The following is a 14,150-nucleotide window of genomic DNA, read 5'->3' on the forward strand; positions in this document are numbered from 1 at the left end:
TTTCTTTTTTAATCTATATTCGTTCAACTATCTCCGCCGACATCTCCGTTACCGCTCCAGGTTATTTCCGTCCATCGGGCAACGGTTACGGTAGTGCCTATTCCTTCGTTGATATCGGGATCGGGATAAGACGTGTCGGGGCCTCCCACATTGTCATCTCTGAAAGCTATTGCATTCCAATCGAACACCTTCATAGTCAGGCTACTTTCATTATTCTTCACTTCAAGGGTAAAAATATACCGCTTGCCTTCGTCGAAAGAGATATTCTGGTCGATAGTGGCCCTGAGGGTCGCTGTCTCATTGTCTCTTACCACGGTTATCTCTACCTCGAAAGGCTGGTTGTCTTTGGGAAGGACGACACCTTTTGTTTTGTTCAGACCGCAATTATCCGGATCAGAACCAGGATCGACCGGTTCAAATTCTTCTGTAGCAAACGTAACTTCCGCATCCACCCCGGTACCGCCTCCCGTAGGAAGAATACCCGTATCCGTACCTGCCAGCAGGACAGCCCCCGAAGAGGATACCTTCTTTATTACAAGAGATGTGCCGTATAACCGATCGAAAGGAATGGCATTATCGGGTGAAGGAGCCACGTTGAATACCAACATCGCACATTTCCGGCTAAAAGTTCCGAGTGTAACCCGCCTGGCTGTCTTCGTCACAGCCACACCACGAACAAAAGAGGTCATTACATCCTCCTTGTGAGGAATGCCGGTTATTCCATAGAAACCGTCATTTCCTTTCAATAGAGGCCGTGCCGGGGAGACTGCATAGAAATCATACATACCGCTCCTGACAGTCAAACCTTTGGCCGTGCCCGCTATTTGCTCCCCATTCCCATTCACGCAGCAAGGGGATAAACTGCCATCATCCCCTACCACGTAGGTTGCTTCAAACGAGGGGGCTGCCGTAGAAAAGGAAGCATCGGTCAGCATATCTCCTACACTACCGGTGTAAGCCCCGATACGCACGGTCGCCCCGGCAGGTAAAGGGGTCGGAGGCGGAGTGACAGCTTCCCCGGTACGGGTCAGGAGTTCAGGTACGCCCAAATTAGGCCTGCCGAAACTGAGGGCTACCGGCCGGCTCTCTTCCGGCACGATCTCCTCTACCGGTTCCGCCGTACACCCAACCAGCAATATACCGGCCAGTAGCCACAACAGATATAACTGTACTCGATTCCGTTCCATCTTATTTCGTCTTATTTTATTTCACTATTCCACAGGAACATCAGTTGTACCACCCTCCGCCCAGCCGGCTACTTCAACATTAGCTATACTGATGCCCTGCGGAGATAACTGGATATTATAAATATAATTGTTCCCTTTCAACCAATTGGCAATAAATGTGCTTACACCGCCTCCTCCTGCCGGAGCCATCGTATAAACAGAGCCATTGTCAAGCGTCAGTTCCAACGTCACAGGGACATCCGCCACCGGTATAACCATCCCGAAAGCCTGTATGGTAACCTTACGGATATCATCCTCACCAGCGCCAATCCCTGTTCCTACTCTTCGCAAGTCGCCATCTGCTGTAAACCACAACTCATCCACTGCCGTCATCGTTCCTCCTAGCTCGCCCGTTGCCAGGTTCAGTTTCGCGGAAGTCGACTTTTTAAAACCGCTGTTACTTTTCAACACGACCTTCTTCACCCGGCTACCGGCAAACTCCGAACCGCCATCCGTTTCCAGCACACGGAAACTCACTTTTGCCAATGCATGATTCATCGTCAAAGAAACCTCCGGATGCCAGCGGTCTACCTCTACAGGCACTTTACAATACAGATAATCATCCTGATCGGTTTCCCACTGTATATCGGTCGATGCATCTACCGGATCACTGGTGTCGCTAAAGTAAAACTTCTGTTTATCCAGTACCTTTACACCACTCATGACAGGTACTTTCGGTGTTCCTGACAAAGACACGCTTTTCTCTGCCGGAGCATATCCGTATACGGTTCCTTTCTCCGAAAACAACAAAAGCCTCTCCTCACCCTCCACCAACTCCCAGCCAGGCTGAGCTGCATTTCCGTTGTAAACAAACACCTGCGTATTAGTACCACCGGCATAGGCAGAACCGTTTGCTTTCGTAACACAAAGCCCTACCTGCATAAGCGGATTAGGGTTAGCGGCACTGGTAACCGCTCCTCCCGTCACGATGCTTCTCGATTCTACCTCAACCGACAAGTCCAGATTCTTAACGCTCAGGGGAACACCGTCCTTCACATCGCCTTTACCTTCGTTTCCTCCCTCATCCATAGAGATCGTAGCCTCCGTACAAGCGTTGGCAAACAGGAAGAAAACGACCGTCGAAAGTATATACATGAATTGTTTCATGGGCTTTGTTTTTATAAAAGTGATTACAGAGGTATTTCGTCCTGTTCGTTGTCCACCCAGGGTTCAACACTGACATCCATCACCGTGAGTTTGTTACGCCCTGCGGATAGTGTATAGATGTAATTGTTGTTGGGTTCCCATTGATTACCGACCAGCGTTACGGGGTACACAACAGGGGGATTATTACCTTCTTTAAGCGTAATCTCCAGGTCGATTTCATTTTCACCGAAAGTGACAGGATACACAATCGCACTGACCGACTTGGATACAGTTTTGCCATTTATCCCGGAAGTCGTAGTCCCGGTCTTTATAAAAGCATGTTCTCCCTCTCCTGCTTCCACTTGCCGCATCAGGACATAATTGGTGATCGTACGGCTCAATTCCGTGGTTGTAATAGTTTCTGTAATAGTACCGTCCGTCAAAGACATTTTTCCGCTACCGGTCTTGAACAGATTTGTACCACCGGCATGATTCTTAATGGTAAATTTCGTAAAATTCACATCGTTATCGCTCAGACGTCCGCCATCGTACACCCGAAAGGAGACCATCGCCATCGCATGTTTCATATCCAGGTTGATCTTGTAACCGGGATTATCCGTACCCAGATTATCAGGTTCATCCTCCGGTGTCACAGGCGAAAATCCGTCGGCACGTCCGTTATTTACATAGCGTCCACCCTCCGCAGCAAAATACAGGTAGTCTTTTTCTGCCGGCAAACAGAGATTGGCCAGGTCAGCCCTCGCTGTAGATGCCCATGCACCCGCGTTCCAATACTTCTTCGCATTGTTTCTTTGCGCGTTTATCTCACCGCTGCTCAAAACAGTTACGGGTATTTTAAGATCGGCTTCCGCACTTACATTTGTAAGAGTTTTGGTTATAGCTGCATCATAGGGATAATAAGCGTATACTTTACCTATCTCTTTCGTCAGATAATAAGGAGATTCATCCGTATCATCAAAAGTAACACCTTTTTCTTGTATAGAAATCCAGTTGGCTCCCTTTTCGTCACCCATATACCAGACATGGTGGCCGGTATAGTCCGTACCATCGGGTACATACCATCCATTTACAGCCTCATTCGTTATTAAAACGCCCAATCCCGGCGCATCATCGGTATAATTGGTATAAGTAATAGCGTCACCGGACACCACTGATTTGGTTGCCGACTTGGTTCCGGCTTCCACTCTCAGATTCGGTGTGATACCTAAAGCAATCTGATCGTCATCACCGGAATCGATCACATCCGTTTCTGTTTCCGAGCAACTCGTTGCTGCCACCAGGGCTATAGCCATAACCCACATTGTTGTTGTTTTCATTTTCGTTTGTTTTTAATTATACTATAAAAATCATTCTTAATTACGCTGGCCATCCTCTCAAATGGGTAGTTCTCCGGCATCGTGATCCGTCCAGGGCTCCACACCGACAAAAGCTGTTTGAATACCGGTACCTGCTGTAAAAAAAAGCGAAAAGACGTGGCGTTTACCTGCCCGGAGGCCGCCTTCTACGGTGACAGATACATGTGATACCGTTTCTATCCCATTTCCTTTTCCGTCTTTCGTCGTGGTTATCTCCAACCGGAGCGGATTCCCGACCGTTCCTACGAGCAGAGATACAGGAAGCAGGACATACCCTTGCGCATCAGGCAATCCGTCTCCTTCGTCTACCTGTGGGACGGGTAATCCGTCTATCCCCTGCACAGCCACATTTTTTATCGCTTCTACGGAAGAAGCATCTGTCAGCAAAGGAGATTCATCCGCGCAATCGAGCTCCTGACGTGTATGGACTCCCACCGCTTCAATCTTAATGATCTCTCCCCACAAGGCAGCCCGGTCGCTATAACAAACCAATCCGACCTGCGTCAGCAAATGATGGAACAGGCAGGTTCGTACAGGAGCATAAGCGGTTGCCGACAGGCATCCCGTTGCCATGATATCTGTCATACCATCCACAGTAAAAGTCACCCTACCCGTCACCGGATTAACATCGTCCTCTACCGGATAATAACCGTGCAGGCGGATATGGCTTCCATCAGCCGGGTATAACTGGGGTATCTCGAAGAGGATCGGCCGGTTCCCGGCTCCTCCGCTACGGACGGCTTTGTACAGGTTCCACGCACCGTAGGTATTGCCTGTTTCGTCCTGACGCGCAAAGTAGATATTCAGATCCACTTCATAACCGGAATCGATTACAGCGCGGGTAGACAGGCCGATCGCCCCTTCCAGGTTGACCATTGTTTCGGCAACAGGCTGTGGCTCACGGCCACTACCATCCGAACAGGCTGTTACTGCCGGAAGCAGGAAGACAAATGCTATTATTATTAATTTATTCATCGATAAAATGTAATCCGTATCTGAAACAATTACTTTATTCTCCGGGAGTTATCACGGCACCTCCACCATTACCCGGCTGCCAGACGGCAATACCGGCCTCTGCTATGATCGTGCCGTCCTCCGCAAAGGTGAGCGTGATCAGGTGGGATTGTCCCGTCTGTACTCCACCATCAATATTCGTGATAGAAACAGGCAGTGTTTTTCCCACTCCGTCGTAAGTTGCTTTCACTTCCAGGTCGATCGCAGCCGCAGCCGTTCCCATCTCCGCTACCGGATAAAGCATCAGGTAGCCGGTCCGGGGAGTAGCCTGACCGACAACCGAGACAGCCGCCGGACAGTTCTTTACCAATAAACTCTTATTGGCAACACCGGTAGCCGTTAAGCTGGCGCCCGTCGTTTTATCGAGCGAAAGTGTCAATTCTGTGGTTATATTTTTTATCGTTATGGAAGTGACTGCCGTCCATTTGGCAACAGCTTCAGCAGAACCCACGCAAATAAATTGCAACTGGGTAAGCAGGTGATTAAAGGTGAATACTTCGAACGGGGCTGCCAACCATCCTGTCTGTATCTCCGTTGCCATAATATCTTCATCTCCGGTAATCGTGTAAACGACACGTAACGGATTGGCCGTCCCTGCTTCCGGAGTCTTGCGGGGATAGTAGCCGATCAGGGCCGACACTCCGTTTGCCGCCAGATAGTTTTGTTCCTGCTCGAAAGTGATCGCCGTATTACCTGCACCACCAGTACGGATAGCATCGATCGACGGCATATTCCAGTTTGTCCCTGCGGGCAGGTTATCGATCCGGGCAAACGACACATTCAGATCCGTGCCATAACCGGCATCGATCACCGCACGGGTAGTTTCTCCGATACCCGCCGTTATGCGGATCGCTTCTTCACTATTTGCCGTCACCGGCTCTTCTGTGTTGGTACAACCTACCAGAAAAACGGCGACCAACATACTTGCTGCTAAAAATTCACTTGTTCTCATATTATACCAGTGTTTAATTGTTATTCCATTTCAGGGATCGACGATACCCGAACCTTCATTTCCTTTTTTCCATTCCGCCAGCAGAATAGTCAAGCCGCCTATTTCATCGTACCTGACCGTCAGGTCGAGTATCACCGAAAACGTATTCTCTATGAATGCGTTACCGATCTCTTCTGTAATATCGATCGACGTGGAAACTTCTATTCCGTCCGCCAGTTCCATGTCCAACAGAAGACAGATCGGACTGCTACCGGCATCCTTTTCCGGCAGGCTGAACAGATTCTGTATCGTGGTATATACTCCGGAAGAGGTTAACTCAGACTCGAATACCATAAAGGCAGACGTACCGGAAAAAGGTTTGCCACTTGAAAGATATACGCCCAGAGATAGACCGGTGAGCCGCCCGGTCAGTTTTTCACATTGAACCACCTCACCCGTCTCTCCGCTTGTGATCTTTATATTCAGCTCCAGCCTGCGAACCACACTGGCGGGACTTAATTCCCGTACTGCAATTTCTTCGCCCCCGATATCGATTTGTTCACAACCGGTACTGTACAAATTACCCGGTTGTGCGATCAAGACCGGTGACGATTTCAGGGAAGATACCTGCCGGGCCCTCCCACAAGCCCCGTCATATCCGTTTTCCGTCTCCAGCAAAACATTCTCACAGTCGGTATTACAAACAACCACTTTATAATATCCCGCCGGAAGTGTTCCTTCATATCCCCAAGCATCCCCACGTCGCACAACGGGACTGCCTGTTCCATCTTTATAGAAATGGTAAGTCATGACCGAAGGCTGTGCTCGGGTTTGCCAATCGAGAAGCAAGCGCACCCTCCCATTTTTCTCCCAGTCTTCATCCGGCGTATGATAGGTACATGCCGTCAAGGCCAGGGCGCCGACCAGGCATATTACCCATTTCTTTATTCTATTGTTTTTATGTTTACCCATATTCCCTCCTTTCCTTATCTGATTTGAAAACGATATACCAAGCTGACATTCAACCCAATCATAAAACCTGTCGACGAAAAACGGGTTTCCAGATAATTCTTATCGTCCATTTTATCGTAACGGTATTTCTTTCCCTCCGACACCGAACGATAACCTGCCCGTACCCCAGCCTCCATACAGAAACCTTTCCCGAAAGGAATCAGACAACCAACACTGGCACCTGCCGTCCGGAAACGACCGGTCCGACCATAGAGAATATCCTTATCCGGATCGATCGCACTGCCTCGTATGTCAAAATCGCCGTACTCGCCGAACAATCCGGTATTAAGCCATACAAACTCACCCGGACGCAATGGCCACACACGGGATTCGATGGAAAAAGAAGAGACAGACCAGTGATCGCGTACCTTATTCTTATAAGAGAAATCGGAATACATGCCTGATACGGCGATCGACCAACGGTCGGCAAAAAAGTATTCCAGTGCCAGATTCGGCATAAAAGATCCAGCTTCTATCTTTGTTTCGCCGGTTCCCAGACGCACCGAAGGGACAACAGTGCACCACGGAAGCAGGTTGGTTTTGACGGCAAGATATGCAGCTTTACGTTCCGCTTTCACTGCAACGACTGGCTGTTCCACCGGTGTCACTCTTGTTTCTTCCGGTACAGTTATCTTACGCTCTGTTTTTACCCGCAGGGTATCCGCAACCGATGCCAGCCGGTAATCTTCCAGTTCCGTCCGGTCAAAAAGAGGATCGTCTATACGATACACTTCACGGTCATAACCTCCCTTCTCTCCACGGCGGTACAGGTCGACATAAGGAACGACACCATATCGGTCGATCGCCGCTTTTATCGCAACCGGGTAATGGCTCTCACTGTAATGGATCGAGGTATTGGCAAACCACGGAAGTGGTTTATACACCTCATACACATGCACCCGGTCACGATAACTACCGCTACGGTCGATATAAAAAGCAACACATTCGTGAGGAATATCGAAACGGACCTTCAGATAAGCACGGATACGGTTCGCGCGCAGGGAAGCTTCGTTGATCACCGACTCTTCTTCACCACCGTAGGCATCCACATGCGAAACGATTAAAAGGTGGGAGTTGTCTTTCAGCAAACGGTTGCGGGAAGCATCGAGTAATCGCCCCATCCGTTCCAGTTGGTAAGCATTGTCGCCATAGTCTGCCAGGAACATATCGCTGTTCTCTTTAAAAGAAAATAAAAAGGACTCCGCCTTATGATAAGTCGTTGTCTGCGCAGTCATACCAGTTTCTAGCAAACAGTAAACCAGCAACAGAAAAATCCGTTTCAACGGGATTTGACAATATGGTATTTTTATCCTATACATATATTATATCAATACTAGCCTTCGATTATCCGTTCGACCTCTAAATAGCTTCCTTATTTATATAATAAGGGAAAGGATAAAAAGCACCTCGGTTTTAAGGGGGATTTAATGAGTTTTGCCCCTGGGATATTTTGGATTGATGTCTTATTTCAATATTTTGTGGAGTAAAAACATGTAAAAATGATAACAGTTTTTTTCAAACGGATATTAATAAGACAGCAGTCTTCACCCGCCTTATGTCTTATTCTTTGAAAATTATGATTTAAAGGTCACAAGCAGGAAACTAGGTTAATTAATACAAATTCTATATGTTTTTTTTAGGATTTTACCCAAAAGCTTTGTTTTTCCACAAGATTCTTCCTATGTTTGCAGAGCATTCAAACTCTTTTGCGAAATCCACAAGTTGTAAAGGCTTGGATATGAAACAAAAAGAGAGGGAATTACCTTATTATATAAATAAGGATAATTTATGCAGCCATCAGTTCCTTCACACCTTCAGAAACCCTTTTATTTGCTTCTCCTACCTTACCTGCATCAAAAGCAGACAAGTAAATGCGTGTCATTTTTTCGGAAGAATGCCCCAGGGCTTGGCTGATAATAGCGATCGGTATCCCAAGATGATAAGCCGCAGATGCCCAGCTATGACGGAAAACATAGGTCGTCAGCTTTGCAGATAAACCCAATAAGACCTGTACATCTGCCAGATATTGATTTTCCTGTGCCAGACATTGTTTATACTGTTCATGCGTAGCTCCCTCCTGTAACACAGGAAAAAGATATTTGGAATCCGCCCGCCTGTAACGATCGATCAGTAACTGCATAGGCTCCGAAACTTCCATCTCGATCAGTGCACCTGTTTTTTGCCGGCGATACGACAACACTTTTCCTTCTTCAACCAGGTTCTCCCCTCCTAGACGAACAATATCCGCAAAAGGCATACCGCAAGCCAAAAAAGAAAACAGGGCCATATCCACCGCCAGCTTTTTCTCCGGTTCTTCTTCCAGATCGAGTGCAGCCATCTGCTTAATCACTTCCACCGGAACCGCCCGTTTAACGGTCTCCTCCCGCTGCAACTGCATCCCCTCGAACGGCCGTTCCTCAGGCCGCCCTTTCCACCCCCGGCAAGCACGGTTGTACATCGCACGTAGATTACTAATATAACTATTCACCGAATTTACACGCAGTTTCTTTCCCTTCAAATACAAGACAAACTCCAGCACTACATCCTGCGTCACATCCCCCAGCAACCCGCTCTTTCCTCCCTCACGAATGAATGCAGCAAAATGATTTCGGGTAGCCCGATACAAATCGGCCGTGCTTTCATCCCCATTACTGCGCTTCTGCTTTTCCTGCTCAAGCATCAGCCTGCAAAAATCTTTATTTCTCATAACTTTTTCCTTCTTTATCGTTATTAATCAAAAAGATAAAGATAAACATTCCCAGCTTGCAGATTGTTCGGTTTTCACGGTTTTCACTAACGGCAGCATCTCTAAAAAAGCATGTTTTAGAAAGAAAACCACATCTTTCACCATCATTTCCTACCCTCATTTCCACCTTTACACAAATTCATTGCAATGATTCTTCCCGATCATCATAATGCCTTGGGGAAGTCATCACAATGACTTCATGCACTTATCACAATGAACTGGACTAATCATTACAATGAAATTTTTAACATATGCAGAATATTAGGGAATTTACTTCGGGGGTATGCTCTAAAAGTAGGCTAATATACCTTTTACAAAGCTGGAAGCTCTTTCTGGATAGGCCATTTTTATGTGACAGATTGTAGTTGGTTTTGTCTCATCTCTGCCATTTAGCCTGAAATCATCATAATGATTGCATTTTTAACTATCTGAATGTCACCGCTAAAAAGGAAATCCCCTCAATCCGTCATTATTAAACTCCGGATTGAGGGGATAAATACTTTTGAACTGTCCTTTACCTTTATATATAGCAAAGAAAGAGTATATGAATTAACAGAATGTCAAAAGGATATAAATTCTGGTTCCAACTCTTCAAACAAATTATCGATATTTCAAAAAAGATTGAGGAGAAACAAATGAAATTCATTTTTCATAAGGATCTATCGGATTATCACATAATGATATATGTTCCAATTTGAATTATATAAATCCAATCTCGTACAATGAATTATTCATCAAATAACTTTTAGTCTAAGATTAATTCATTAAAACATCTTTAATAGTCAATTCTTCAACTATCATACACAATGCCCAAAATGATCTCATCATTCATAAAAATAGATTTTCGATATTCATATTTTTTCTTAGCTATGAAATTTATCATAAATTCCGGTTTAATAGAGAATAACATTATCATTCACATTCCTTCTATAAAATAGAATTTAAGTCTTAGAACTTCACACCTAAAGCTTTACGAATACAATTTGTTATTTCATGACTTCATAGGGTTCATTTCTTTTATTCACTAACACATTTAATATTACAACATATAGTAAATATAGAAAGAAGAACACGAAAAAAGTCATTGTTGTTTAAAATTAGAACAAACGTCCATACTTAATTAATGTATCACGTTCGCGCCTACAGATAACATCAGGTAAAATAGACCTAGCAGCTATTATCTTTAATTTCAATTTGGCTTTATTTCTCCTCAATTGCGATAGAATATTTGGGCTATTCATTATTTTAGCAGATTTATTAACATAACTCCAATAATTACCTAAAGATCTCCTCTTCGAATCATAAAAATAATAAGGCTTTGATTTTGATCGGACAAATATACGATGTTTTCGAGAACCTAATTTTGTAAATCGGTATACTAACTTATTTTCAAAAAGTTTACCTCTATTTTTTTTATTATGATTATGAATAGAAAAATATATACATCTTTCTGTATTTCTCTGCATCTTATAATAGTATGCTCCTAATCCACTATTTTTGATTAATATTCTATTTCCATCATAAGAAAAGCCTAAATATTCAAGTTGTTTATTAGTTCCCAAATTCTCATGTTCACAAATATTTAATCTATTCTCCAACTTCCTAAAATTAAACAAATTTGTTTTTCTTTCTTCTATTGTTAGTTTGACAGATTGTATTTGATCAATTATATAATTTTTCCAAAAGACACCATACTTTATAGGGCATACAATTATTATATCATCAGAATATCGTCTATATAAACCACCAAATGTCGCTATATCTTCAGATATATTTTTGTCAAAATAGTTCATATAAATATTTGCTAAAACAGCACTTATGGGTAATCCTTGCGGAATCCCTCTATGAGTATATCTCTGATTTTCATAATCAAAATTACCTTTCCGTATTAAATTGGCTTCCCTAATAATACCAATATCGACTCTTTCACAAAAAGCAATAGCTTTTTTATCACGCAAATATTTTTTTTTCTTTATCTTCTTTGATCTTATACCGGTTGGAGTTTGACAAATAATCTTATCTTTGAATAAATCAAATAATTTATTTTCTTCTACATATGAGTATTTTATAATATTCTTATAGATCGCATAGCTTGCTGCATCCATAGAATCCAATTGACATATCTTTTTCCATGAATACTTAAGCAATTTATGATCCAAGTTATCAAAGAAACCTTTAATATCAAAAACAATAACAGCAACATCTTCAAAAACAAGTTTCTCATTTATAAAACAAAATACCTCTTTAGCATAATCTATATTACACTTATTCCCTTTTCTATCTTTACATGATAAAGTTCGATAGGCGATAATATTATCTGCTAAATTATTTTGAACAAGAAACTGTTCATAGTAATTTGAAATTTGTTGGGCGTAAAAAGAATATATTGCAGAATCCAAATGTGTTGCATAAGATATAAAACGACATTTTGCTCTTTTTACTTTATGTTGAGTATCACCTTTAGAGACATATCGATACTTCTTCATTACTCTTCGAATCAGAGGGAAGAAAGCATGTTGAGCAACCTTATCTTTATTTCTTATGTATGATTCAACATCATGCTTTTGGCTATAAGATAAAGGTTGTCCAATATGACTATATTTTTTTATTTTGAACCAATTTCCTTTTTTGTCCATAAATTTAAAGAAAAGGAGAGTATTCTTACTCGGGGTCTTTAATAGCTTTACAAGGTGAACTGTCCAAGGTCATATAAAAACCTCACCCCTTATAGATAGAATAATATCCGTATCTTTGCAAATAGTTCACATCATTAATTTCTTAACAAGTATGAAACCAAAGAAAGAATTACTCGTTACCTTCTTAGACATATTGGTATCAGGCTCTCTATTACTAGAGGAATTCCTCCCAAACTCTTGTCTAATCAGAACGGTCATCCTTATGCACCATGTAGCATAAGTCAAGAAATTGTCCACGATAGTAAAAGCTCTGTTCAGAAATACTCTCCTATTTTGAAACAAAATTATAAAATATTTTTAAGTCAAAAAAGTAAATCCATATTTTTTTGACAGTCATCATAGTGTTTATAATCATTTAATCAATATTACACCTCCACTTATCAGGAAAAAAAGGAGTTCTAAAATAGATATGAGCAATATCTATTAAAAAACCATACCCAGCTTTCTTTGTTCGATATTCATAGACAAATTCCTCTTTTTGAACTAATATAAATTGTTTATATTCTTCAAATGTAAGTTTTTTTTCATCCAAATTTTTAAGCATTATTGTTTTTTGAAAACCATCATTAAAGAACCTTTTAGAAAAAAGTTGTTCTTCTAAATCATTCTCCTTATCTGCAAGAAAATCTTCTTTTATGCTATAATATGGAATAAATAGACCTAAATCTATATTTTTCTCAATAACAAGATCTCTAATAATTATATATTCCTCTTCCATATCTAAAATAGCTGTATATTCAAGTAGAATTGCTAACATTGGAGAAGTAGAATCACTATAATATATAGGTTTTTTACCTGTTACTTTTAATTTAATTACATTTTCAATATCGTTATTAGCATCTGGTAAATAATCAAAATGACACTTTATCCATTGGAGATAAACCAAGACTTCTTTCAAATAGAATTTAGCATTTACAAAATCGTTAGCTTTTATATAAAGATTTAGTATTAGAACTATTGTATTAACTTGTATATCTAGTATGGGAGAATACAAAACAGGATTTGCTGTAATCACATTAGTAATATATTTAGTATATTCCTTTATGCTATCAGTAGAGTCTCCTAAAAGAGCTATTAAATAGTCTATATAATCAAATGTTCGAATATTGTATCCAATCGATTCATAGCGACCACCTTTTTCATAATAAAATCCACCATAAACAAGCGAAAATTTAGATAATTTCTCTAAATATTTACTAATAACAAAAATATAGAAACCTATTATTTCATTTATATGTTTTGAGTATTTATTAGGAATATCCAATTTATTTTTTAGTATCCAATACCAAAATTTCATAACTAAACATGTCAAATATTTTTTTGCAATAAGTAAATTGTTATAAGTAAATTCAGATTCAGAATATATAATAAAACTAATTAATTTTATAGTCTGGAATACTAGTATATTCTTTCTGTTATATTTTGTAAAACATTTTATTGATTTTTGCAATATAGAATCTAACAAATTTTCAAAATCACTATTAACTTCATTTTCATATGCATTCAAGTTAATAATTACTTTATTGAAAAGTTGAACCTGTTTTTCATCAGTCAACAAATATGGTCCAAACAAAAACTTATCAAACAATTGTGTAAGTTCAGATAACCCCCATCGTTCTGCTTCAACCTTACCTGACTGTCTAATTTCTTTATCCAAAAATTCATTAAATAATTGTTGCACATCTGATTTTAGTTCTCCATTGTGAACGACAACAACCTTAAGAGGCAGATTTTCATAGCGTTTATTAGAAAAAGAATAATCAACATACTTAGCTTCACGAAGTGATTCAACAATACCATCTTGTTTATTAAACACATGTGAATTAATATTTCTATCTTCACCTCCTTTTAATTCAAAATAAAATCGCTTTTTTATTCCATCTTCATCTATACCTACAGCAATAATATCTTTTCCATATTGCTGATAACCTTTTGTTTCTTTAGGTTTGGACAAAACAGAAAACCCCATTGCCTCAAGAAGTAATGGAAATATAACATCAAGTTCACTATCTTCCTTTAAGGAACTTAAATAATCTGATATAATAATTGATTTAATATTCATTA

The 14,150-nt window shown here is 41.2% G+C and carries 10 protein-coding genes; all 10 read right to left on the bottom strand.

Annotated elements, in window-relative coordinates; all coding sequences use genetic code 11:
- Positions 1 to 23: 23 nt before the first annotated feature.
- Positions 24 to 1,187, bottom strand: a complete 1,164-nt coding sequence (locus HMPREF1212_RS12665; RefSeq protein WP_046149594.1) for a BF2992 family fimbrillin-A clan protein — start codon at positions 1,185 to 1,187, stop codon at positions 24 to 26.
- 24 nt (positions 1,188 to 1,211) lie between these two features.
- Positions 1,212 to 2,333 (bottom strand): fimbrillin family protein, encoded by a 1,122-nt coding sequence (locus HMPREF1212_RS12670; protein ID WP_046149595.1) that lies wholly within the window; start codon positions 2,331 to 2,333, stop codon positions 1,212 to 1,214.
- 23 nt (positions 2,334 to 2,356) lie between these two features.
- Positions 2,357 to 3,649 (bottom strand): fimbrillin family protein, encoded by a 1,293-nt coding sequence (locus tag HMPREF1212_RS12675; RefSeq protein WP_046149596.1) that lies wholly within the window; start codon positions 3,647 to 3,649, stop codon positions 2,357 to 2,359.
- Positions 3,650 to 3,706: 57 nt separating this feature from the next.
- Entirely contained in the window at positions 3,707 to 4,663 is a 957-nt protein-coding gene (locus tag HMPREF1212_RS12680; protein WP_046149597.1) for a fimbrillin family protein, read from the bottom strand.
- A gap of 34 nt (positions 4,664 to 4,697) precedes the next feature.
- Positions 4,698 to 5,654 carry a fimbrillin family protein gene (locus HMPREF1212_RS12685; RefSeq protein WP_046149598.1) on the bottom strand — a complete coding sequence of 319 codons (957 nt, stop codon included), beginning with the start codon at positions 5,652 to 5,654 and terminating at the stop codon, positions 4,698 to 4,700.
- 30 nt (positions 5,655 to 5,684) lie between these two features.
- Positions 5,685 to 6,605, bottom strand: coding sequence for a DUF5119 domain-containing protein (locus tag HMPREF1212_RS12690; RefSeq protein ID WP_046149599.1), 921 nt, complete (start codon positions 6,603 to 6,605; stop codon positions 5,685 to 5,687).
- Between the two features lie 14 nt (positions 6,606 to 6,619).
- The gene (locus tag HMPREF1212_RS12695; RefSeq protein WP_232430090.1) at positions 6,620 to 7,879 is read right to left on the bottom strand and encodes a DUF3575 domain-containing protein; all 1,260 of its coding nucleotides are present in this window, start codon (positions 7,877 to 7,879) and stop codon (positions 6,620 to 6,622) included.
- A gap of 551 nt (positions 7,880 to 8,430) precedes the next feature.
- Positions 8,431 to 9,351 (bottom strand): tyrosine-type recombinase/integrase, encoded by a 921-nt coding sequence (locus HMPREF1212_RS12700; RefSeq protein ID WP_052724986.1) that lies wholly within the window; start codon positions 9,349 to 9,351, stop codon positions 8,431 to 8,433.
- Positions 9,352 to 10,487: 1,136 nt separating this feature from the next.
- Complete coding sequence (locus tag HMPREF1212_RS12705; RefSeq protein ID WP_046149601.1) at positions 10,488 to 12,026, bottom strand: reverse transcriptase domain-containing protein; 1,539 nt, start codon at positions 12,024 to 12,026, stop codon at positions 10,488 to 10,490.
- Between the two features lie 415 nt (positions 12,027 to 12,441).
- Positions 12,442 to 14,148: a hypothetical protein gene (locus HMPREF1212_RS12710; RefSeq protein ID WP_046149602.1), complete on the bottom strand. Its 1,707-nt coding sequence runs from the start codon at positions 14,146 to 14,148 to the stop codon at positions 12,442 to 12,444.
- Positions 14,149 to 14,150 lie beyond the last annotated feature (2 nt).

Source organism: Parabacteroides sp. HGS0025, assembly GCF_000969845.1.
GTDB lineage: Bacteria > Bacteroidota > Bacteroidia > Bacteroidales > Tannerellaceae > Parabacteroides > Parabacteroides gordonii.

Bases quoted from the DNA above. Each gene is read 5' to 3' on its own strand.
- HMPREF1212_RS12665 (WP_046149594.1), bottom strand. From the start codon at position 1,187: ATGGAACGGAATCGAGTACAGTTATATCTGTTGTGGCTACTGGCCGGT.
- HMPREF1212_RS12670 (WP_046149595.1), bottom strand. From the start codon at position 2,333: ATGAAACAATTCATGTATATACTTTCGACGGTCGTTTTCTTCCTGTTT.
- HMPREF1212_RS12675 (WP_046149596.1), bottom strand. From the start codon at position 3,649: ATGAAAACAACAACAATGTGGGTTATGGCTATAGCCCTGGTGGCAGCA.
- HMPREF1212_RS12680 (WP_046149597.1), bottom strand. From the start codon at position 4,663: ATGAATAAATTAATAATAATAGCATTTGTCTTCCTGCTTCCGGCAGTA.
- HMPREF1212_RS12685 (WP_046149598.1), bottom strand. From the start codon at position 5,654: ATGAGAACAAGTGAATTTTTAGCAGCAAGTATGTTGGTCGCCGTTTTT.
- HMPREF1212_RS12690 (WP_046149599.1), bottom strand. From the start codon at position 6,605: ATGGGTAAACATAAAAACAATAGAATAAAGAAATGGGTAATATGCCTG.
- HMPREF1212_RS12695 (WP_232430090.1), bottom strand. From the start codon at position 7,879: ATGACTGCGCAGACAACGACTTATCATAAGGCGGAGTCCTTTTTATTT.
- HMPREF1212_RS12700 (WP_052724986.1), bottom strand. From the start codon at position 9,351: ATGAGAAATAAAGATTTTTGCAGGCTGATGCTTGAGCAGGAAAAGCAG.
- HMPREF1212_RS12705 (WP_046149601.1), bottom strand. From the start codon at position 12,026: ATGGACAAAAAAGGAAATTGGTTCAAAATAAAAAAATATAGTCATATT.
- HMPREF1212_RS12710 (WP_046149602.1), bottom strand. From the start codon at position 14,148: ATGAATATTAAATCAATTATTATATCAGATTATTTAAGTTCCTTAAAG.